The organism is Pullulanibacillus pueri, from assembly GCF_014639255.1.
Lineage (GTDB): Bacteria > Bacillota > Bacilli > Bacillales > Sporolactobacillaceae > Pullulanibacillus > Pullulanibacillus pueri.
Window position 1 is genome coordinate 334,450 of sequence record NZ_BMFV01000001.1, and the last position, 21,606, is coordinate 356,055.

21 protein-coding genes and 1 other annotated feature are annotated in these 21,606 nt (G+C 41.9%); of the genes, 19 read left to right on the top strand and 2 right to left on the bottom strand.

The genetic code is table 11. The features are described 5' to 3' along the window. The 19 genes from IEV91_RS01480 (at nucleotide 1) to pyrE (ending at nucleotide 19,806) form a co-directional block, all read left to right on the top strand. The gene (locus IEV91_RS01480) at nucleotides 1–684 is read left to right on the top strand and encodes a YggS family pyridoxal phosphate-dependent enzyme (protein WP_188495311.1); all 684 of its coding nucleotides are present in this window, start codon (nucleotides 1–3) and stop codon (nucleotides 682–684) included. 14 nt (nucleotides 685–698) lie between these two features. Further along, on the top strand, nucleotides 699–1,139 hold the full coding sequence (locus tag IEV91_RS01485) for a cell division protein SepF (protein WP_188495312.1): 441 nt from the start codon (nucleotides 699–701) through the stop codon (nucleotides 1,137–1,139). Between the two features lie 9 nt (nucleotides 1,140–1,148). Beyond that, a complete protein-coding gene (locus IEV91_RS01490) occupies nucleotides 1,149–1,415 on the top strand; it encodes a YggT family protein (protein WP_188495313.1) in 267 nt (88 codons plus the stop codon). Nucleotides 1,416–1,426: 11 nt separating this feature from the next. Next, complete coding sequence (locus IEV91_RS01495; RefSeq protein ID WP_188495314.1) at nucleotides 1,427–2,194, top strand: YlmH family RNA-binding protein; 768 nt, start codon at nucleotides 1,427–1,429, stop codon at nucleotides 2,192–2,194. 124 nt (nucleotides 2,195–2,318) lie between these two features. Continuing rightward, a complete protein-coding gene (locus IEV91_RS01500) occupies nucleotides 2,319–2,825 on the top strand; it encodes a DivIVA domain-containing protein (protein ID WP_188495315.1) in 507 nt (168 codons plus the stop codon). Nucleotides 2,826–2,900: 75 nt separating this feature from the next. Beyond that, nucleotides 2,901–3,117, top strand: a binding site (T-box leader). 187 nt (nucleotides 3,118–3,304) lie between these two features. Further along, nucleotides 3,305–6,064, top strand: coding sequence for an isoleucine--tRNA ligase (gene ileS / locus IEV91_RS01505; protein WP_188495316.1), 2,760 nt, complete (start codon nucleotides 3,305–3,307; stop codon nucleotides 6,062–6,064). Between the two features lie 324 nt (nucleotides 6,065–6,388). After that, nucleotides 6,389–7,072 (top strand): TraR/DksA C4-type zinc finger protein, encoded by a 684-nt coding sequence (locus tag IEV91_RS01510; protein WP_188495318.1) that lies wholly within the window; start codon nucleotides 6,389–6,391, stop codon nucleotides 7,070–7,072. A 153-nt stretch (nucleotides 7,073–7,225) separates the two neighbouring features. After that, nucleotides 7,226–7,687 (top strand): signal peptidase II, encoded by a 462-nt coding sequence (lspA, locus tag IEV91_RS01515; protein ID WP_188495320.1) that lies wholly within the window; start codon nucleotides 7,226–7,228, stop codon nucleotides 7,685–7,687. Then, nucleotides 7,684–8,595 carry an RluA family pseudouridine synthase gene (locus tag IEV91_RS01520; protein ID WP_188495323.1) on the top strand — a complete coding sequence of 304 codons (912 nt, stop codon included), beginning with the start codon at nucleotides 7,684–7,686 and terminating at the stop codon, nucleotides 8,593–8,595. The genes lspA and IEV91_RS01520 overlap by 4 nt, the downstream gene beginning before the upstream one ends. Before the next feature lie 532 nt (nucleotides 8,596–9,127). Then, nucleotides 9,128–9,298, top strand: a complete 171-nt coding sequence (locus IEV91_RS01525; protein WP_188495325.1) for a hypothetical protein — start codon at nucleotides 9,128–9,130, stop codon at nucleotides 9,296–9,298. Between the two features lie 237 nt (nucleotides 9,299–9,535). Continuing rightward, nucleotides 9,536–10,060: a bifunctional pyr operon transcriptional regulator/uracil phosphoribosyltransferase PyrR gene (gene pyrR, locus IEV91_RS01530; RefSeq protein ID WP_188495480.1), complete on the top strand. Its 525-nt coding sequence runs from the start codon at nucleotides 9,536–9,538 to the stop codon at nucleotides 10,058–10,060. A gap of 155 nt (nucleotides 10,061–10,215) precedes the next feature. Then, complete coding sequence (locus tag IEV91_RS01535) at nucleotides 10,216–11,130, top strand: aspartate carbamoyltransferase catalytic subunit (RefSeq protein WP_188495327.1); 915 nt, start codon at nucleotides 10,216–10,218, stop codon at nucleotides 11,128–11,130. A 38-nt stretch (nucleotides 11,131–11,168) separates the two neighbouring features. Beyond that, nucleotides 11,169–12,452: a dihydroorotase gene (gene pyrC, locus IEV91_RS01540; RefSeq protein ID WP_188495329.1), complete on the top strand. Its 1,284-nt coding sequence runs from the start codon at nucleotides 11,169–11,171 to the stop codon at nucleotides 12,450–12,452. Then, nucleotides 12,449–13,540, top strand: a complete 1,092-nt coding sequence (locus IEV91_RS01545; RefSeq protein WP_188495338.1) for a carbamoyl phosphate synthase small subunit — start codon at nucleotides 12,449–12,451, stop codon at nucleotides 13,538–13,540. The genes pyrC and IEV91_RS01545 overlap by 4 nt, the downstream gene beginning before the upstream one ends. Beyond that, entirely contained in the window at nucleotides 13,533–16,742 is a 3,210-nt protein-coding gene (carB, locus tag IEV91_RS01550) for a carbamoyl-phosphate synthase large subunit (RefSeq protein WP_188495346.1), read from the top strand. Before IEV91_RS01545 ends, carB begins: the two co-directional genes overlap by 8 nt. Beyond that, entirely contained in the window at nucleotides 16,739–17,521 is a 783-nt protein-coding gene (locus IEV91_RS01555) for a dihydroorotate dehydrogenase electron transfer subunit (RefSeq protein ID WP_188495348.1), read from the top strand. Before carB ends, IEV91_RS01555 begins: the two co-directional genes overlap by 4 nt. Next, on the top strand, nucleotides 17,521–18,462 hold the full coding sequence (locus IEV91_RS01560) for a dihydroorotate dehydrogenase (RefSeq protein ID WP_188495489.1): 942 nt from the start codon (nucleotides 17,521–17,523) through the stop codon (nucleotides 18,460–18,462). Before IEV91_RS01555 ends, IEV91_RS01560 begins: the two co-directional genes overlap by 1 nt. Beyond that, entirely contained in the window at nucleotides 18,447–19,169 is a 723-nt protein-coding gene (pyrF, locus tag IEV91_RS01565) for an orotidine-5'-phosphate decarboxylase (protein WP_188495350.1), read from the top strand. Before IEV91_RS01560 ends, pyrF begins: the two co-directional genes overlap by 16 nt. Continuing rightward, on the top strand, nucleotides 19,156–19,806 hold the full coding sequence (pyrE, locus tag IEV91_RS01570; protein ID WP_188495352.1) for an orotate phosphoribosyltransferase: 651 nt from the start codon (nucleotides 19,156–19,158) through the stop codon (nucleotides 19,804–19,806). The genes pyrF and pyrE overlap by 14 nt, the downstream gene beginning before the upstream one ends. Before the next feature lie 67 nt (nucleotides 19,807–19,873). Here the strand turns inward: pyrE and IEV91_RS01575 are convergent, their stop codons facing one another. Continuing rightward, complete coding sequence (locus IEV91_RS01575) at nucleotides 19,874–20,158, bottom strand: chorismate mutase (RefSeq protein ID WP_188495354.1); 285 nt, start codon at nucleotides 20,156–20,158, stop codon at nucleotides 19,874–19,876. A 94-nt stretch (nucleotides 20,159–20,252) separates the two neighbouring features. Next, the gene (locus tag IEV91_RS01580) at nucleotides 20,253–21,215 is read right to left on the bottom strand and encodes an aldolase catalytic domain-containing protein (RefSeq protein WP_373284383.1); all 963 of its coding nucleotides are present in this window, start codon (nucleotides 21,213–21,215) and stop codon (nucleotides 20,253–20,255) included. Nucleotides 21,216–21,606: the final 391 nt, after the last annotated feature.

The window sequence follows — 21,606 nt, forward strand, 5'->3', positions numbered from 1 at the left end:
ATGAATGTAAGTGAGAATTTTAAAAAAATTAGAACGAATATTACATTGGCCTGTGAAAAAGTGGGACGAGATCCCTCTGAAGTGACTGTTATTGCTGTGACAAAATATGTCAGTGTGGAGCGGGCTTTTGCAGCTGTAGAAAGCGGGGTCAAGCATCTAGGTGAAAACCGTCCAGAAGGCCTTTTGGCGAAACAAAAGAGCAAGCTTTCTTCTCAAGATATTTGTTGGCATTTTATCGGGACCCTCCAATCTCGTAAGGTCAAAGATGTTGTGAATCATATTGACATGCTTCATTCTTTAGATCGTTTATCAGTGGCCAAAGAGATCGAAAAGCGAAGTGAATCGGTTATAAATTGTTTCGTTCAAGTGAATGTTTCAGGTGAAGAGAGTAAGCATGGAATTACTGAGGCGGACTTAGACTCTTTTATTGAGCAATTGAGTCAGTACAAAAAAATTAGAGTGATCGGTTTAATGACGATGGCGCCACATACTGAAAATAAGACACTCATTCGAACAGTTTTTAAGCGTCTAAAAAATTGCCAACTGCGCATTCAAGAAAAGGCTTACCCCCATGCTCCGTGTAATGAATTATCTATGGGAATGTCCAATGACTATGAAATTGCCATTGAAGAGGGAGCCACCTTTGTTCGTATTGGAACTGCGCTTGTTGGGCATGAAGAATAAAGGAGTTTTATTTTATGGGTTTAAAAGATTCATTTAAGCATTTTTTTAATTTAGATGAAGAATTAGAAAGCCACTTCGAGCAGGAACAACCCGATAGAAGGAGACAATCGACGGAAGGATCCTCTTATCATGATCCTGATGATTTTGAATACGCTGCAGAAGAAGTGTATAACGACGAAGAGCCACAACCAGAGATCTTTCGATTAGATTCATATGGTTATGAAGATGTACAAACCATTACCGAGCATATACGAGAGCGTCAGATTGTTATTTTTAGCCTTTTTCATGTTCCGAAGGCTGAAGCGAAGCAGATGATTGATTTTATGAGTGGCGTTGTTTATGCTTTGGATGGTCAGATCATTAAGCTTGAACCGCATACCTTTTTATGTGCACTTAATGAAATTGATGTGACTTCAGTGTTAGTGGAGTACAGTGAAAAAGTAATCATGAAATGAGGCGAATAAATGCTTTATCTTTTGAATTTTATTCTTATTCTATTAGAGCTGTACAGTTTTGCGCTCATTGTCTATATTTTGATGTCATGGGTGCCAAATATTCGTTATTCAGCTTTTGGGCAATTCCTGGGCAAAATTTGTGAACCTTATTTAGAACCCTTTCGTAAGATTATTCCACCCATTGGGATGATGGATTTATCGCCGATGGTGGCTCTCTTTGTTCTATATTTTGCTCGCATTGGACTTGCTCGGCTTTTCTCATACCTGATTTTTTAAGGACGGTTGTCATGTCAATATATGAACATTTTAGACCCGAAGAAAAACCATTTATTGATTCGCTTTTAGAATGGAAAACGCAGGTTCTTGAGCGTTATGTTGTCAAAAGGACTGATTTTCTCGATCCCCGACAACTTGAAATGGTCAAGACCATAATCGGAAAAAATGATGAGATCACACTTTCTTACTCCGGCGGCTACCAGGGGGCCGAAAGATCAAGAGTGTTGTTGTCACCTCCTTACGTTGAGGACAATGATTTTGGGCTGGCTTTATTAGAAGTCCATTATCCTGTAAAATATGCCAGTATCGATCACCGAAATCTTCTAGGATCGTTAATGGGTCTTGGATTGAAAAGAGAAAAATTTGGTGATCTTTTATTTGCAGAAAATAGAGTTCAATGTGTTGTTGCAGATGAAATTGCCGATTATGTCCAACTGCATTTAAACAAAGTGGGCAGAGTCAATGTGACAATTGAACGAGTCGCCCTTAATCAAATTCTACCCGTAGAACACGAATGGGAGCAGCGGGAAGGTGCTGTCCCTTCTCTCAGACTCGACGTTGTTTTGTCAGAAATTTACCATCTTTCCAGGAGTAAGGTTGCGGATCTGGTGACGAATGGTTTAGTTAAGGTGAATTGGAAGTTAATCCAAAAAACGTCATTTGAATTAAAAGCAGGTGATTATCTCTCCTTGCGGGGGTTTGGCCGCAGTCGCCTTATCTCAGTTGGCGGACAAACGAAACGTGGAAATCTGTGGATTACCTATGGTTTATTAAGGTAGACGTATAATTTCTACTTGTAAGCAAGGGCAGGAAACTGTAAAATGAATTTAAAGAATTTGCAGGAAATCCGTCGGCCATTGTCGAAATTGCAAAGTAACACATAAGAAGTATGGAGGTGGCATGATGCCATTAACACCATTAGATATTCACAACAAAGAGTTCTCACGTGGGTTTCGTGGATATGACGAAGATGAAGTAAATGATTTTCTCGATCAAGTGATCAAGGATTACGAGGTTCTCATCCGTGAAAAAAAGGGACTTGAAGAAAAAGTACGTAAATTAGAAGAACGTATTGGGCATTTTTCAAACATTGAAGAAACGTTAAATAAATCCATCCTAATTGCTCAAGAAACCGCTGAGGATGTTAAGCAAAATGCCAGTAAAGAAGCCAAGCTCATTGTAAAAGAAGCAGAAAAAAATGCGGATCGCATTATTAATGAGTCCCTAAGTAAATCAAGAAAAATTGCCCTTGATATTGAGGAACTGAAAAAACAAGCCAGCGTCTATCGTACACGGTTCCGCATGCTCATTGAAGCGCAACTTGAGCTATTGAAGAATGACGAGTGGGACAAGCTCTCAGAGTCCCTTGACGATGCGGAACTTGAAGTGAGCTCAGAATATAGTGAATAAAAAGCTTTGACTTGACGTTCTTATTCTTTTTTTCATATACTTACACATAATTGGTCATACTGCATTGTTATAGTTGTAAAAACGATGATGGGGAAAGTAGCTCATAAATAGCAGCTTAGCGAATCGGGGAATGGTGGAAGCCTGATCTGCATTTAGTAGTGAATATCACCCTTGAGTTCCATCCTGAACCGAAGTAGGCGGTGGCGGTGACTTCACGTTACGAAGAATTAAGTCGGCAAACAGAAACATGGTTTGCTGAAAAGGGTGGTACCGCGGCCTTCTCGTCCCTTTAGGATGAGGGGTCTTTTTTATGCACAAATATAAAACCAGGGGTCGTGGTTAGCGAATCTGGTATCAAGTTTTCATTAATTTCTCATAAGGCTGCACGTTTTTTGACATTTCGACATTTGCAAAAGAGAGCGTGTTAAAGGTGAGTGTGTGCTGGTTTTGAGAAGGAAGACAGTCTAGGAGGAAAAAGAATGGAGTATAAAGACACATTATTAATGCCAAAAACAGATTTTCCTATGCGTGGAAATCTCCCCAATAAAGAGCCTGAAATGCAAAAGGAGTGGGAAGAACAGCATATTTACGAAAAACAATTAGAGCGTACGAAAGAACGTCCTCTTTTTGTTTTACATGATGGCCCTCCTTATGCTAATGGAGATATTCATATTGGTCATGCAGAAAATAAAATTCTTAAAGATATGATCGTTCGCTTCAAGTCTATGTCAGGCTATCAGGCTCCCTATGTTCCGGGTTGGGATACGCATGGTCTCCCAATTGAACAGGCGCTGACAAAAAAAGGCGTTAAGCGTAAGGAATTAAGCATTGCTGAATTCCGTAAACTTTGTGAAGAGTATGCATTAGAACAAATTGATCGTCAGCGCACGCAATTTAAACGCCTTGGTGTTCGTGGTGACTGGGATCACCCTTATATTACACTTAATAAAAGTTATGAGGCTGAGCAAATCAAGGTTTTTGGTGAAATGGCGAAAAAGGGCTACATTTACAAAGATAAAAAGACGGTCTACTGGTCCCCGTCTTCAGAATCAGCATTGGCTGAGGCAGAGATTGAATACCAAGACAAACGCTCCCCTTCGATTTATGTTGCTTTTAAGGTCAAGGATGGAAAAGGGGTACTTGAAGGAGACGAATCCATCGTTATCTGGACGACCACACCATGGACTATCCCGGCTAACTTAGCGATCAGCATCAATCCTGACTTTGATTATAGTGTCGTTGCTGTGGATGGGCATAAATATGTTGTCGCAACAGAACTTATCGAAACACTCAAAAATACATTAGATTGGGAAAATCCTGAGATTCTTAAAACTTTTAAAGGCCGCGAGTTAGAATATGTTGTCGCTCAACATCCGTTTTATGATCGTGATTCTGTTGTCATTCTTGGTGACCATGTCACATTGGATGCGGGTACAGGTTGTGTCCACACTGCACCAGGACATGGAGAAGATGACTTTTTTATCGGTAAGAAATATGGTCTAGATGTGCTTTGTCCGGTTGATGAAAGAGGGGTCATGACTTCTGAAGCTCCAGGTTTTGAAGGATTATTTTATGATGAAGCTAATAAACCAATCACTGAAAAATTAGAAGCTGTTGGTGCTTTGCTCAAGCTTGAGTTCTTTAAGCATTCCTATCCACACGATTGGAGAACAAAGAAGCCGATTATTTTTAGAGCGACGGAACAATGGTTTGCATCCATTAAGGATTTCCGTGATGAGATTCTTGAAGCCATTAAGCAAGTCAAATGGGTTCCTAATTGGGGTGAAATTCGACTCCATAACATGGTCCGTGATCGTGAAGATTGGTGTATTTCCCGTCAACGGGTATGGGGGGTGCCAATTCCAGTCTTTTATGGTGAAGACGGTGAACCGATTATCACGGATGAAACCATTGCTCATGTATCAGAGTTGTTCCGCGAACATGGGTCCAACATTTGGTTTGAGCGTGAGGCTAAAGACTTGTTACCGGAAGGATTCACCTCAGAACATAGTCCTAATGGCGTTTTCCGGAAAGAGACCGATATTATGGATGTTTGGTTTGATTCTGGCTCGTCTCACCAAGGCGTTCTTGAGCTACGAGAAAACCTGCAAAGACCTGCTGATTTATATCTAGAAGGCTCTGACCAATATCGCGGTTGGTTTAACTCGTCTTTATCAACAAGTGTTGCTGTGACCGGACATGCGCCTTATAAAGGGGTTTTAAGCCATGGCTTTGTTCTTGATGGAAAAGGTCATAAAATGAGTAAGTCCCTCGGGAATGTTATCGATCCTATGAAGGTGATGAAACAACTCGGTGCAGATATCATTAGGCTATGGGTTTCTTCTGTTGACTATACAGCTGATGCTAGAGTTTCCCAAGATATTTTAAAACAAGTCTCAGAAGTTTATCGTAAAATTCGGAACACCTTAAGATTTTTACTTGGAAACCTTAATGGCTTTGATCCTAAAGCTCATTTTGTAAAACCTGAGGATCGTACAGAGCTTGATCGTTATATGACAGTTAAGCTGAACAAACTTATCGATAAGGTGACACAGGCATATAACGATTATCAATTCCTATCTGTATATAATGCGATTCACAATTATTGTACAATTGATCTTAGTGCGTTTTATATGGATATTGCTAAGGATGTCCTATATACAGATCCAGAGAATAGCCCTGCTCGTCGTTCAATTCAAACGGTATTGTACCAACATGTTGTCGCTTTGACGAAAATGCTCACGCCAATTATTCCTCATACAGCGGAAGAAGTATGGCAGTATATTCCTGGAGAAAAGGCTGACTATGTGCAATTGACCGATATGCCTGAACAAGAGGATATCACACAAGCAGAAAGCCTTCTTGAAAAATGGGATCAACTTATGGCCGTTCGGGACGATGTTCTTAAAGCTTTAGAAGTGGCTCGAAATGAAAAGATCATTGGTAAGTCGCTGGAAGCAGCATTAGTGTTATATCCATCTGCCGACAATCGTGCATTGCTTGAGAGCATTGAAGATCTTGATAAGTTCTTTATTGTGTCACAAGCAACCATTGCTGGCGAAATTGATGAAGCACCAGAAGCCGCACAAAAATATCGAGAAGCGGCTGTCGTAGTCACAGAGGCTGAGGGTGATAAGTGTGAACGTTGTTGGGTGATTAGTCCAGAAGTGGGGACTGACGCGCAGCACCCAACCCTTTGCTCACGTTGCGCTGATACAATGCACAAACATTATGCTTAAATAAAAATTTATTGAGAGTGGGTTCATTATGAGCCCGCTCTTTTTGTATATAAAATTGAGATTGAATGTCCAAAGCTGAAAGGAGGTTTAAACACAAAGGAGAAAGTTTAAAGCTGGCTCAGTCTTTTTGATTGTTTACCTTCAGAGGAGAATTATACAAAAAGGTCGCGTTACTCATTGGAAATTAAGGAAAACGACAAACGGATTAGCAAATGTTAATCAGTCTAATTCATCCTTCTTCATCAAACACTAAATGTGTCAAACAACGCGAACTCATACTTTTCAAGAAAAAGTTCGCTTATGTTTGGGTAAGGAGGATAAAATGTGTATAGAAAAATAAAAAAACAATTATTAAAACGAAAAGAAGAATTAGAACATGAGTTAAATTTAAATAATGAATTTGGTATGGACATTCCTTTTGCATCAAGCACTTCCTCTGGTGAGCTTTCCCAATATGACAACCATCCTGCTGATTCAGGAACTCAACTTTATGAGAGAGAAAAAGATCTTGTGCTTCAAAAAATGAAGCATGAAGAGCTGAATGACATCGCCGTTGCATTAACTAAAATAGAGAATGGCACCTATGGTGTGGATGAGAAAACGGGTGAAAAAATTCCCTATAAGCGTTTAAAGGCTCTTCCAACAGCGACCACAACTACTAAAGATTCACCCAATACGTTTGTGAATCATGATCGCCCGATTGAAGAAGACATTCTTCGTCAGATGGAAAGAGATTATGCGACAGCCAGTCGTGAAACAGAATTTAATGAACAAGATGCTTATGACCTTGTGGCCAGCTATAACCAAATCGACATGACTTATGATGGCTCATCTTTAATGGATAGCTATGATGGGATAGGCTATGTTCAAATGGTAGAAGCCATTGGTGCGACCGATATACATGGATACCAAGGCGATGACCAAGTGCAATTCTTAAGAAACATTCAATATGATCAGTGGATGAACCAAGAAAACTTAGCGGAAGATGACAACGATGCTTATGAATAAAAAGTGGAGAAGTGAAAGCTTCCCCACTTTACATACCATATATTTTCTCTAGGACCTCTTAGGTGTGTTTTTTTCCATATTCTTTAAATGTATCTCGCCATTGCATAGGGCTTATGCTAAAATGTTTTAAGGGAAAGAGAAAGGGGAATATAAGTGATTTATTATTTAATAGCCATCATTTTGTTATTTATTGATCAGTGTAGTAAATATGCCGTTGCACATAATATGACAGTGGGTGAGCAGGTCGAACTCATTCCAAATCTCTTATACATAACGTCTTCCCGAAACACTGGCGCAGCATGGAATATCCTTGAAGGGCAAATGTGGTTTTTCTACATTATTTCCATTGTTGTCCTCGGTGTTGTGATCTACTACATGCAAAAAGTGGGACGCCATCATCCATTTTTAGGAGTCTCTTTAGGTTTTATCTTGGGAGGGACACTTGGGAATTTTATTGATCGTATATTTAGAGGTCAAGTGGTTGATTTTATACATGTCTACCTTGGTTCATATAGCTATCCTGTTTTTAATATTGCCGATTCTTCGTTAGTGATTGGCGTCATTTTATTATTATTATACACCTTATTCGAAGGTAAAAAAGGAAAGAAACAATGACAGAAACGAATTGGAAAGTAGAAGCGCATATTGTCGGAGATCGTATTGATAAATATATCCATCAGCAATTTCCTGAACTCTCTCGTACGCAAATTCAGGAGTTGATCAAGGTTGGAGATATATTGGTCAATGATACGAAAGTCAAACAAAATTATAAAATAAATACAGATGATGTTATTTCCGTCACCATCAGAGAACCTGAACCTTTGGATGTTAAACCAGAACCGATGAATCTTGATATTGTTTATGAAGATAAAGACGTCATCGTTATCAATAAACCACGTGGCATGGTCGTCCATCCTGCACCTGGTCACACATCAGGGACACTCGTCAATGGCCTAGTAGCTCATTGTGAAGACTTATCAGGTATTAATGGGGTTCTACGTCCAGGGATTGTACACCGTATTGATAAGGATACATCGGGATTAATTATGGTTGCAAAAAATGATCAAGCGCATCGATCATTAGTAGAGCAATTGAAGGATAAGACGACCCATAGAGTCTACAAAGCCATTGTTCATGGTGTTGTTCCCCATAAAAATGGTACCATTGATGCCCCGATTGGAAGGGATGAGAAGGATCGTAAAAAAATGGCGGTAAATATCCGTCATGGTAAGCCCGCGGTCACTCATTTTACTGTCAATCAGCATTTTACTGATTTTACTTATGTCGATTGTCAATTGGAAACAGGGCGTACTCATCAAATCCGTGTGCATATGGCTTATATTGGTCATCCAGTAGCAGGAGATCCTAAGTATGGGCCGAAGAAAACCTTAAATATTGATGGACAGGCTCTTCATGCTGCTGAGCTTGGGTTTACCCACCCCAGGACAGGCGAACGCCTAACCTTCTCAGCTCCCATCCCTGAAGATATGACCGGATTGCTTGAAGAATTGGATAGAGAGTAAGTAGAATTCAATGGATTTGTACCAAAATGTCTTGACGATTTGGTGCAGATCCTTTTTTTATAAGATCAAAATTTATAAGTTGAACGTCATATGGGCATCCTTTTTTCTTGGATAAATACAATTTGTGGAATATTGATGTGGATTTTTACTCCAGAACGCTCGCTAGGATTAAGGAAAGCTTCTAAGAGAATCATCCTCGCAAAAAATCGTGTTTTACGATTTTTTGATGTGGGTAGGGTCAGCTTTCGACGCACCACCGGCGTTGTCACACGGATGTGACGGTGTTAGTCGAAGATCCTTAACGACGTGACGCTTTTAGCCGATCATCCTTGGTGGCCTTAGCATCTCGCGTCTTTCGCTCCAATCCATTTAATACTGACAATGCATTTTGCTAAAAAACTTTTTGTGCCCAACGAAATGTTGAAAAATAAAGCCCATCCATTATTCTCCTCTGATTCATTGATTGAAAAAAGAACCAAACGTTTCAGCGATTTGTGGTAAGATAAGTAAAAAAGTTTAGGATGGGAGTACTTTGGAAATCATGATCCTTATTTTAGTGCTTGTGGCTATATGTATTTCTACTTTTGCCTTGATCAACACCCAGATTATGATAAGAGATTTGTCTGAAATAAAGGCGAGATTAGGCATAAAAGAGGAGAAAAAGACTGCCTTTTTAAAGCGTGATCTAGACCATGATGAATGATAAGAGTGAGCGTTAAAAATAAAAAAATGTAGTCTTTTGTGTTGACACCTTAGACCGCTTTTGACATAATAATAAAGACAAATGAAGATCCTTTAATAACAGTCCCGTGAGGCTGGAAAGGGTAACGGCATAAATCCATCAATGCGTGATGGATTTTTCAGAAACCTCTCCGCCCATTGGCCGAGAGGTTTTTTGCTTAGGTTACCTTAGGAGTGATAGACATTGGTTAAAATCATAATGGATGAAAGTGCCATTCGAAGAGCGCTGACAAGATTGTCTCATGAAGTGATTGAAAGAAATAAGGGAACTGAAGATTTAGTCCTTGTAGGAATCAAGACAAGAGGGATTTATTTGGCCAAACGTATCGCTGAAAAAATAGAGGCTATTGAAGCGAGCGCCGTTGCCGTTGGTGAAGTGGACATTACACTATACCGCGATGATCTCGAAGAAAAAACAAATGATGGCCAGCCACAGCTTAAGGGTTCAGATATCCCGGTGGATGTCCGTGACAAAAAGGTTATTCTTGTCGATGATGTCCTTTATACTGGAAGAACAGTTCGTGCGGCCATCGATGCCATCATGGATAAAGGCCGACCTGCTAGCATTCAATTAGCTGTCTTAATTGATCGTGGACACCGAGAATTACCCATTAGACCCGATTTTGTCGGTAAAAATGTCCCGACTTCAAAAGGTGAAATTGTAGCGGTAAAGCTGACAGAATCTGACACGCTCGATGAGGTAAGTATTAGAGACAAAGAGTGATAAATTTAGGATACACCCTTTTAAAGGCAGTCCCGTGAGACTGACAAAGGGGTGCAGTTCATTGTGTGCTCACAATAGGACTGCCCAAAACCCCTTCGTCATAAGACGGAGGGGTTTTTAACGTATAAATAAATCTTTGGGAGGAGAATGTTGAGATGCCACATCTTTTATCATTGACCGACTTATCTGTCCATACCATTGAAGAACTTTTGACTCGTGCCCAAGCGTTTCAAGACAGAGGAGCCGAACAGCGAGTCAGGGAGCCCATTTTTGTGGCTAATCTCTTTTTTGAACCGAGTACCCGCACGCGTTTTAGCTTTGAAGTCGCTGAAAAACGTCTAGGTTTGAATGCTTTAAACTTTGATGATACCACATCGAGTACGCAAAAAGGTGAGACGCTTTATGATACGCTTCGTGTGCTTGAAGAGCTTGGTGCCAAAGCCGCAGTTATTCGACATTCAGAGCAAGGGTTTTATGAACCTTTACAAGATCGTTTACATCTCTCACTGATTAATGCGGGTGATGGGTCGGGTCATCATCCTTCACAAACGCTTCTAGATCTACTCACCATTCAACAAGAATTTTCAGGTTTTAAAGGACTGACAGTGGCTATGATTGGTGATCTTCGTCACAGCCGTGTTGCACGATCAAACGCTGAGATCTTAACCAAGTTGGGGGCTAGCGTGATTTTATCAGGACCTCCGGAATGGCATGCTCCAGAATTTCCTGGCACTTATGTTTCAATAGAAGAAGCGATTGAAACGGCCGATGTTGTCAACCTCTTGAGAATTCAAACCGAACGTCATGATGGAGAGGGATTGTTTACAAAAGAGACGTATCATCAGGCTTATGGATTGACGCTAGAAAGAGAAAAGCGCATGAAGGCACATGCCATTATTATGCATCCTGCCCCCTTTAATCGCGGGGTTGAAATCGCAAGTGAACTTGTAGAATGCAGGCGTTCAAGAATTTTTAAACAAATGCATAATGGTGTCCATATCCGGATGGCGATTCTCGAATGGGCATTAGGCCTGAACATAATACCGCAACATTTTCAGCTATCCATTTAAATACGAGCTTGCAAGAAACATAGAGGAGGAAGGCAAAAATGGGGTTAATGATTAAGAACGGAACAGTCTATAGAAAAGGTGTGTTTCAGCGAAGCGATGTGCTGATTGTTGATGAAGAGATTGTGAGGATTGCAGAAACCATCGATGAAGGGGATCATCAGGTGATTGATGCTAAACACCAACTTGTATTACCTGGTTTTGTTGACCTTCATGTTCATCTGCGCGAACCTGGTGGGGAACATAAAGAAACGATTGCGTCAGGGACACAAGCCGCTGCAAGAGGAGGATTTACCACTGTTGCGGCTATGCCGAACACCTCACCGATACCTGATAGTGTGGAAACTCTTGAGTTAGTGAATGCACGTATTAAAGAAACAGCGGTTGTGCGCGTCTTACCCTATGCCTCTATCACCCAAGCACAAAAAGGTGATGGCTTGACAGATTTTAAAGCACTAAAAGAAAGCGGCGCCTTTGCCTTTTCAGACGACGGCGTTGGTGTGCAATCGGCAGCGATGATGCTCGAAGCCATGAAACAGGCAAGCCGCCTAGGAAGTTCAATTGTTGCCCATTGTGAAGAAAATACATTAATAAATAATGGCGCCGTACATGATGGGGAATTTGCTAAACAGTACGGGATTAACGGCATTCCAAATGTTTGTGAAGCCGTCCAAATTGCGCGTGATGTCTTATTAGCCGAATTAGCAGATTGTCATTATCATGTTTGCCATGTCAGTACTAAAGAATCAGTAAGAACGATACGTGATGCCAAGCGTGCGGGGATAAAAGTAACTGCAGAAGTTACCCCACACCACCTGCTGCTGACAGATCTTGATATACCAGGGCTTGATACACATTATAAAATGAATCCCCCTCTCCGGAGTAAAGAAGATCGTGAGGCCTTGCTTGAAGGACTTCTAGATGGCACTATCGATTTTATTGCTACTGATCATGCCCCACATGCGGCTGAAGAAAAGGCAAAATCAATGGCGGAAGCTCCATTTGGCATCGTCGGTTTAGAAACGGCCTTTTCACTGCTATATACACAATGTGTAAAGACCGGCCTCCTTACTTTAGAACAGTTGATTGACTTTTTGACAGTGAAGCCTGCTAGAGCTTTTGATCTGCCGTTTGGGGAGATTGAAGTTGGAAGGTCAGCTGATCTGACGGTGGTGGACCTTGAAGCCGCTGCTTCCATTGACGCTGGACAATTTGTTTCGAAAGGCAGAAATACACCATTCAATGGTTGGCGATGTCAGGGGTGGCCAGTATTAACGATTGCACAGGGAAAAATAGCTTGGGAAAAGGGAAGTGTACGCGTATGAAAAGACAATTGATCTTAGAAAATGGCGCAGTGTTTGTGGGAGAAGCTTTTGGAGCTGAGAGAGTACGTGAGGGAGAGGTTGTCTTTAACACAGGGATGACGGGCTATCAAGAAATCTTATCTGACCCCTCTTATTGTGATCAAATTGTGACGATGACCTATCCTCTTATAGGAAACTATGGGATTAATCGAGATGATTTTGAGTCAATCATTCCCGCGGTTGCAGGACTTATTGTCAAAGAAGTGACTGAAGTTCCCAGCCATTGGCGATCCGAATCGACACTTCATGAGATGTTAATTGAAAAAGGCATCCCTGGTTTGGCAGGCATAGATACTCGAAGATTAACAAAGCTAATTCGTGAACATGGTACGTTAAAAGGACGTTTGTGTAACTTAGAGACTTCAATTAAAGAAACGGTACAGACTCTTAAAACCAAAGAATGGCTAACAGACCAAGTCCGTCGCGTGTCAACGACGATGTCTTATGAAAGTCCAGGAAGCGGTCCACGAATAGTACTTGTCGATTTCGGCATGAAAAAAGGGATTTTAAGAGAGGTCATCCGATTAGGGTGTGATGTGCTTGTGGTTCCTTTTGATACGACCAGTGAAGAGATCCTCCAGCTTCATCCTGATGGCATTGTCCTTTCTAATGGGCCTGGTGATCCCAAAGCTGTCCCTGAAGCGATTGAAACGGTTCGTCATTTAATAGGTAAAGTGCCTTTGTTCGGCATTTGCCTAGGTCATCAGCTCCTTGCGCTTGCATGTGGTGCCAATACGGTGAAAATGCGTTTCGGTCATCGAGGTGCGAATCACCCTGTGAAAGATTTACAGACGGGTCAGTTTTATATGACCTCACAAAATCATGGTTATGCAGTCGATCCCGAATCATTGGCTAATACAGATCTAGAAGTGACTCATATTGCGATCAATGATCAAAGCATTGAAGGCTTGCGACATAAACAGCACCTTGCTTATAGTGTTCAGTTCCACCCTGAAGCAACGCCAGGACCTGAAGATAGCAGTCAACTATTCGAGCAATTTTTCCAAGACGTTAAACAATCGAAGAAAGTAGGGGTTCAATATGCCTAAACGCACAGACATCCAGAAAATACTTGTGATTGGTTCAGGACCGATTATCATCGGTCAAGCGGCAGAATTTGATTATTCAGGGACCCAAGCCTGTAATGCCCTTAAAGAGGAAGGCTATGAAGTGGTATTGTTAAATTCTAATCCAGCCACAATTATGACGGATCCTGATATTGCTGATCGTGTTTATATGGAACCTCTCACCCTTGAATTTGTTTCAAAAATTATTCGTAAGGAACGTCCGGATGGCTTACTCGCAACATTAGGTGGACAGACTGGCTTGAATCTAGCGATGGAATTAGATAAAAGTGGTTTACTAAAAGAATTAAATATTGAACTTCTTGGGACCAAACTCGAAACAATTAGGCAAGCAGAAGATCGAGAAGCCTTTCGAGCGCTCATGTATGACATTCATGAACCAGTCCCAGATAGTCAAATCGTTAACTCCCTAGAAGAAGCCAAGTCGTTTGCAGGAAAAGTCGGCTTGCCACTCATCATTCGTCCGGCTTACACACTCGGTGGAACGGGTGGAGGGATTGTTGAAACAGAGGAACAGCTTGAAACTGTGACTGCAAACGGTTTGAAACTGAGTCCTGTACATCAAGTGCTCGTTGAAAAAAGCATTGCTGGTTTTAAAGAAATAGAGTTTGAAGTCATGCGCGATGCCAATAATGGTGCCATTGCCGTTTGTCCGATGGAAAATATTGACCCAGTTGGCATCCACACAGGTGACTCCATTGTCACTGCGCCGACACAAACGTTAAGCGACCGCGATTTACAAATGCTCCGTAGCGTGTCATTGAAAATTGTGAGGGCCCTAAAAATCGAAGGCGGTTGTAATGTTCAACTCGCCTTGGATCCAAACAGCTCTCAATATTACATCATTGAGGTCAATCCTAGAGTGAGTCGCTCCTCAGCGCTAGCTTCTAAAGCAACGGGCTACCCTATTGCTAAGGTGGCTGCTAAAATTGCCGTCGGTTATACACTGGATGAAATTAAAAATGCGGTCACAGGGACAACGTATGCCAGTTTTGAACCAACAGTGGATTATGTAGTCACGAAAATTCCTCGTTGGCCATTTGATAAATTTGATTCAGCCAATCGGAAACTTGGGACACAAATGAAAGCGACTGGAGAGGTTTTAGCCCTTGGTCGGATCTTTGAAGAATCATTATTAAAAGCAGTGCGCTCTCTAGAAGCGGGGTATCAACATCTCTTCGATGAGTCGATGACCCAAATGGATGAGGAAACCTTATGGGAAGGCATTCAACGCATGGATGATCGGCGGCTTTTCTATATAGCTGAAGTTTTGCGACGCGGAGAATCCTTGGACTCGGTGTGGAATGTCACAAAAATAGATCGTTATTTCTTACAAAAACTCATGAATATCGTGAGAATGGAAGCCGAATTGAAAGTAAACGCCTGGGAACTTGAGGTTCTCAAGAGAGCAAAGCAACTCGGCTTTTCTGATCCCTTTATTGCAAAATTATGGGAAGCAACTGAACAAGAGATTTACTCTTTCCGTAAAAATCATCAGCTCATGCCGGTGTATAAAATGGTGGACACCTGTGCAGCTGAGTTCGAATCAGAGACACCTTATTACTATAGTACGTATGAAGAAGAAAATGAATCTGTCTGTTCTGAAAAAGAAAGTGTCCTTGTCCTCGGTTCAGGCCCGATTCGGATTGGTCAAGGAGTGGAATTCGATTACGCCACTGTTCATACAGTGTGGGCCATCAAAGAAGCCGGTTATGAATCCATCATTATAAATAACAACCCAGAAACGGTTTCGACTGACTTTAGTGTGTCAGATAAATTGTATGTCGAGCCTTTAACTATTGAAGATGTCATGCATGTGATCGAACTTGAAAAACCTGTCGGGGTCATCGTGCAGTTTGGTGGACAAACCGCTCTAAATCTCGCCAGTGAACTTGAGGCCCGTGGGGTGAAGATCCTTGGGACGTCATTGGAAGCTATGGATGAAGCAGAGGATCGAGACAAATTCGAGCGGTTAATGGCGCGTCTAAACATAGCTCAACCTGAAGGGAAAACGGCTTTTTCAATAGATGAAGCCTTAAGAATTGCAAAGCGCATTGGCTATCCTGTCCTTGTCCGTCCTTCCTACGTCTTGGGGGGAAGAGCCATGGAAATTGTCTATAACGAAGAAGAATTATCCCATTATATGAGAAATGCAGTGAAGATCAATCCTCAGCATCCTGTGCTTGTCGATCGCTATTTATTAGGCACAGAAGTGGAAGTGGATGCGATCAGTGATGGTGAAACCGTCTTTATTCCGGGCATTATGGAACATATTGAAAGAGCAGGCGTTCATTCTGGTGACTCTATAGCCGTGTATCCACCACAACATTTATCGGCAGAAATTAAAGAAAAAATCACAACAACGACAATTGACATTGCACGAGGGTTAGGGATTGTCGGCCTTTTAAATATTCAATTTGTCCTTCACGAAAATAAAGTCTATGTACTTGAAGTCAATCCCCGTTCAAGTCGGACAGTACCTTTTTTAAGCAAAATTACCGGCGTTCCAATGGCCAATCTTGCGACCAAAGTCATCCTTGGGAGTCGTCTGTGTGATCTTGGTTATGAGACTGGGTATCATCCAGAACCTCAAGAAGTGTTCGTTAAAGCTCCTGTTTTCTCTTTTGCAAAATTGCGCAGTGTCGATATTACACTTGGTCCTGAAATGAAATCCACAGGAGAAGTGATGGGACGAGATACAACATTAGAAAAAGCCTTATACAAGGCCTTACTTGCGAGTGGAATGACTATTCCGACCGATGGTTCTGTCGTTTTCACCATTGCCGACAAGGATAAGCGCGAAACCTTACCGCTGATTCAGCGGTTTGCCGATATCGGCTTTAATATCCTCGCCACCGAAGGGACAGCGGCTTTTATTAGGGAGCAGGGGATTCCAGTCACCGTCGTAGGTAAAATCGCCGGTCAAAAGCCAACATTACTTGAAGTGATTCGAAAAGGTGAAGCCCAATTTATCGTCAATACATTGACCAAAGAGAAGCGCCCTGCGAGAGATGGTTTTAGAATCCGTCGGGAATCTGTCGAAAATGGTGTGGTTTGTTTAACATCACTTGATACAGCTGAAGCACTACTCACTGTGCTTGAATCTTTAGCCTTTAAAACAGCGAGTATGCCGGCGATGCGTAAGCCAGAAGTGGTGATGGCATGAAACAAGTAGAAAAAATGACCATTATCAAGCACCGTTGCATCGCTGAAAATATTTATGAGCTCACCTTACAAGGTGAGCTTGTTCAAAGCATTGAAGAACCAGGACAATTTGTACATTTGCGTGTAGATAATGGCTATGAAACATTGATTCGCAGGCCGATTAGTCTTGCGAATGTTAATAAAAAAGCGAAAGAATGTACTTTGATTTATCGTGTTGAAGGGGAGGGAACAACAAGGCTTTCGCTCAAGTGTGTTGGGGACCGTGTTGATGTCCTGGGGCCACTTGGGCATGGTTTTCCCTTGGCAGCCGCGTCCTCAGGTGGTCGCGCGCTATTAGTCGGTGGCGGTGTGGGTGTGCCTCCCCTTTACTACCTTTCAAAAGCATTGAAGCAACGCGGGATTCAAGTGACGCATGTGCTTGGCTTTGCCTCTTCAGCAGTCGCTTTTTATGAGGAAGAGTTTAGGGCACTAGGACCAACTTATCTGGCGAGTGTGGATGGTTCAATTGGATCACAAGGGTTTGTGACAGATGTTATTCGTAAAGAAAATTTAGCTGCTGATGTGATCTATGCTTGCGGACCCACACCCATGTTGAAGGCACTTGAAGTGAGTTGTCCTGATCAGCCTCTCTATCTTTCGTTAGAAGAACGGATGGCTTGTGGGATTGGGGCGTGTATGGCTTGTGTTTGTCATACGCAAACGGACCCCGAAGGTTCAAGTTATAAGAAGATTTGTAAGGATGGTCCGGTGTTTAAAGCAGGAGAGGTGGTGCTCGGATGATGAATGAGACAACAGAGGTATCCCTTAAGGTAGATTTACCTGGTTTACCGATGAAAAATCCTATTATGCCGGCTTCAGGTTGCTTTGCCTTTGGTCAAGAGTACGCTGATTTTTATGACTTGAATCAGCTCGGTGCCATCGCGATCAAAGCAGCAACCCGTGAACCGCGCTTTGGAAATCCAACCCCTCGAGTGGCTGAAACGCGTGCCGGAATGCTCAATGCCATTGGCTTGCAAAACCCTGGTGTTGATCATATCATGGCCCACGAACTGCGCTGGCTGGAGCGTTACGAAACGCCGATACTAGCTAATATTGCTGGCTCAACAATAGAGGATTATCTCTATGTTGCGGAGAAACTTTCTCAGGATGCTCGCGTAGGTGCCCTCGAGCTTAATATTTCTTGCCCTAATGTTAAAGAAGGGGGTATTGCCTTTGGGACGGTTCCAGACGTTGCTGCAAGTTTGACTGAAAAGGTGAAGGCTGTGTCAGAGAAACCTGTTTACGTCAAATTATCGCCGAACATTGCAGATATCGTGACAATGGCTAAAGCCGTTGAACAAGCAGGGGCGGATGGACTATCGATGATTAATACACTTCTTGGCATGCGGATGGATATAAAAACGATGAAACCCATTCTTGCAAATAAGATGGGAGGCTTAAGTGGGCCGGCGATCAAGCCAGTTGCGATTCGAATGATTTATCAAGTGAGTCAAGCCGTTTCGATTCCGATCATTGGCATGGGAGGGATTCAATCTGTTGATGATTGCCTTGAGTTTTTAATGGCAGGGGCGAGTGCTGTAGCCATTGGTACTGCGAATTTCGTTGACCCCTTTATCTGTCCTAAAATCATTGCGGACTTACCTCAGCGTTTAGAAGCGTTGAAGCTTTCAACCATTGAAGACCTTGTAGGAAGGAGCTGGAAAACATGCGTGACCGTGTGATCGTTGCTTTAGATGTATCTACCCAAGAAGAGCTTGAGGTGCTTTTGAACCCGCTTCTAAAATTCAAACCTTTTGTGAAGGTAGGCATGGAGCTCTTTTACACGCAGGGACCTGACTATATTCGTCGATTAAAAGAATGGGGTTTAAGTGTTTTCTTAGATATTAAGCTTCATGATATTCCGACCACTGTACAGAAAGCCATGCGTGGTATCGCTAAGTTAGACGTCGATATCATCAATTGCCATGCGGCAGGGGGGGCAGAGATGATGCGGGCAGCAATAACGGGTTTAGATGAAGGGACGCCATTTGGTCGCAAACGGCCGACGTGTATAGCGGTCACTCAGTTAACAAGCACTGATCAAGTGATGTTAGAACAAGAGCTTTTAATTCAACACCCATTAAAAGGGGTTGTAAAAGCCTATGGAGAGCTCGCCTACAAAAGCGGGTTGGATGGTGTTGTCTGTTCAGCACATGAAGCCTCTTTAATCAAGCAAGCGACATCTACAGATTTTATAACCGTCACCCCGGGCATTCGCTTAGCAGCAGATCAAGCGAACGATCAAAAACGAATTGCGACGCCAGGTGAAGCCCGTCGACTTGGGAGTGATTATATTGTTGTTGGACGCAGTATCACCCAAGCGGCCGACCCGGTTGCAGCCTACGAACGGGTGACAAAAGAATGGAGTGAAGAATATGTCCAAGCTTAGTCAAACCATAGCAAAACAATTACTTGACATACAGGCAGTGGTTCTTAGTCCTGAACACCCTTTTACTTGGTCATCAGGGATGAAGTCCCCCATCTATTGTGATAATCGCTTAACGCTGAGTTATCCTGAGGTACGTCACGCTGTGGCTAGCGGACTCTCTGAACTTATAAAGACACATTATCCAGAAGTGGAAGTTGTTGCAGGGACTGCAACAGCAGGCATTCCCCATGCGGCTTGGGTGAGTGATATTCTCGACCTTCCTATGGCCTATGTTCGTGGCTCAGCGAAGTCACATGGAAAGAAAAAGCAAATTGAAGGAATAGTTCAACCAGGACAGAAAGTCGTCATTGTTGAAGATTTAATCTCGACAGGCGGAAGTGTGCTAACGGCGGTGGAAGCTTTGAGAGAAGAGGGCGCTGAGGTTCTTGGGACCGTTGCCATTTTTACTTATGCTTTACCTGTGGCTAGTGAAAATTTTAAAGAAATCAATACGACATTCCATACCTTAACAGATTTTCCGACCTTAATTGAGATTGCTGAAGAACGTGGGATGATTAATGAAGTCCAAAAAGGCCAGCTAAAGCTTTGGTATCAAGAGCCGACTAATGAACAATGGTTGCCCGTCGTAAAAAGGTAAGGCCTTTATTTCTCCATTAAAATATAGAATGATAGCCCCGACGGTTTTAGACATCGGGGCTAATGACTTAGATTTTATCTTTTATTTCTATATGGCGTGAGATGACAAGATCCATCATACATCTATAAATCTGAACGGCATAGTCTGGCTTTAATCCATAACTATTAGCCAATTCTGATAACTTAGCAAATTTTTCAGCCTCTCGTGAGCGGTCTTGTGGATTTAAGTCATTCTTTGCTTTATATAGACCAATGTCCTCAGTGACTTTAAACCTTTCAGCAATCAGTGCGATAATTTCATGATCTAATTGATCAATCCGTTCTCTCAAAACCCCCATATCTGAAACTTTCAAGTCCCCACACTCCTTAATAGTGAATAGGTTAGTTTAAGGAATACCGATTTTTAGCTTTTAATATTCTACGGTATTCCTTTTCTTTCTGTGTCAATTAATCGTTTGAATCCATGGTTTCAACGGTTGTCATTTTATCGTAAAAGGCTGTAAAAGCATTTTTTTGCTCACTCTTTCTTAAGGCCATCCCGGAGCGGGGATGTTCGTTGAGTTGCCCAGTAATGGTGTAAGGAATAATGTAGCCCCATTCAATTTTGTCCCGCAATGGAATAAACAGTTTTTCTAATACATCATAGACAGGGCGCACATTGTATTGTGGATCTTTTAAATAGCCAAGGATGAGTTCAGTAGGACAATTGCCTGCCGCTCTGCCCATGCCGTAGATAGAGGAGTCTAAAAAGGTGACACCACTTTGAGCGCTTAACAACGTATTGGAAAAGGCCATTTGCAAGTTGTTATGGGCATGAACGCCAAAGGCTTTATCAGGCGCATGGGTTTTGAACTTGTTAATAAGATACTCAAAATCCTGATTGTAAAGACTACCGAAAGAATCAACGATGTAAGCAACATCAACGGGGCTCTGATTAATTTTTTCTAGCGCAGCAATCAAGTCGTACTCCATACTGTTAGAGACCGCCATAATATTAATGGTGGTTTCATAGCCGAGCTGATGGAAAAATTTAACGAGTTCAAGGGCTTTATCGACATCTTTCAAGTAGCACGCGACACGAATTAAATCGAGTGGACTTTCATTAGCAGGTAAAATATCATTTTCATCTACCCGGCCAACATCGACAATGGCCGATAATTTTGTCTTTGTTTTCTCAGGGATGACTTCCTTGATAAAGGCGTCATCACAAAAACGCCAAGGGCCTACACCTTCACTTTTTACCAGCTTGGGTGAGTTCTTATAGCCGATTTCCATATAATCCACCCCAGCAGCACTAAGAGAACTGTAGACTTGACGGACAAAATCCTCACTGAAATCCCAATTGTTGACGAGACCTCCATCACGAATGGTACAATCTAATACTTTTACTTTCTGTTCTTGTTTTGACACCTTATTCATCTCCTTAATATTAGAAAACTTGCTTGACGCCAATCTAGTGGCGGAAGTCGAAGTTTTTTCACTATTTTCAACCAGCTTGCTACCCTTATTCGTCTTGCGAAGTAAAATAAAAACCAAGTAGGATTTTTTTTCCTACTTGGTTGTATGAGAAAATGCCTTCCTATACTCGATTGTTAAAATAAATAATCGGATAGCAAGGCTTAACTATAATAAAAATAAAATTTTTGGTTGTTTGTTGGAATATTCATGATTATCAAACCCCTTAAATTTATCTATAAAGGTACCACATCTTCGACGAAATAACAATAATATTTTTTTATAATAGCGCCTAATTTTTATTTTTATAGGCGTTTTAGTCGCCTAAAAAGGCATGTGGGATAAG

Bases quoted from the DNA above. Each gene is read 5' to 3' on its own strand.
- pyrR (WP_188495480.1), top strand. From the start codon at position 9,536: ATGGATGAAAGTGCCATTCGAAGAGCGCTGACAAGATTGTCTCATGAA.
- IEV91_RS01520 (WP_188495323.1), top strand. From the start codon at position 7,684: ATGACAGAAACGAATTGGAAAGTAGAAGCGCATATTGTCGGAGATCGT.
- pyrE (WP_188495352.1), top strand. From the start codon at position 19,156: ATGTCCAAGCTTAGTCAAACCATAGCAAAACAATTACTTGACATACAG.
- pyrF (WP_188495350.1), top strand. From the start codon at position 18,447: ATGCGTGACCGTGTGATCGTTGCTTTAGATGTATCTACCCAAGAAGAG.
- IEV91_RS01535 (WP_188495327.1), top strand. From the start codon at position 10,216: ATGCCACATCTTTTATCATTGACCGACTTATCTGTCCATACCATTGAA.
- carB (WP_188495346.1), top strand. From the start codon at position 13,533: ATGCCTAAACGCACAGACATCCAGAAAATACTTGTGATTGGTTCAGGA.
- IEV91_RS01480 (WP_188495311.1), top strand. From the start codon at position 1: ATGAATGTAAGTGAGAATTTTAAAAAAATTAGAACGAATATTACATTG.
- IEV91_RS01560 (WP_188495489.1), top strand. From the start codon at position 17,521: ATGAATGAGACAACAGAGGTATCCCTTAAGGTAGATTTACCTGGTTTA.
- IEV91_RS01485 (WP_188495312.1), top strand. From the start codon at position 699: ATGGGTTTAAAAGATTCATTTAAGCATTTTTTTAATTTAGATGAAGAA.
- IEV91_RS01545 (WP_188495338.1), top strand. From the start codon at position 12,449: ATGAAAAGACAATTGATCTTAGAAAATGGCGCAGTGTTTGTGGGAGAA.
- IEV91_RS01495 (WP_188495314.1), top strand. From the start codon at position 1,427: ATGTCAATATATGAACATTTTAGACCCGAAGAAAAACCATTTATTGAT.
- ileS (WP_188495316.1), top strand. From the start codon at position 3,305: ATGGAGTATAAAGACACATTATTAATGCCAAAAACAGATTTTCCTATG.
- IEV91_RS01490 (WP_188495313.1), top strand. From the start codon at position 1,149: ATGCTTTATCTTTTGAATTTTATTCTTATTCTATTAGAGCTGTACAGT.
- pyrC (WP_188495329.1), top strand. From the start codon at position 11,169: ATGGGGTTAATGATTAAGAACGGAACAGTCTATAGAAAAGGTGTGTTT.
- IEV91_RS01500 (WP_188495315.1), top strand. From the start codon at position 2,319: ATGCCATTAACACCATTAGATATTCACAACAAAGAGTTCTCACGTGGG.
- IEV91_RS01555 (WP_188495348.1), top strand. From the start codon at position 16,739: ATGAAACAAGTAGAAAAAATGACCATTATCAAGCACCGTTGCATCGCT.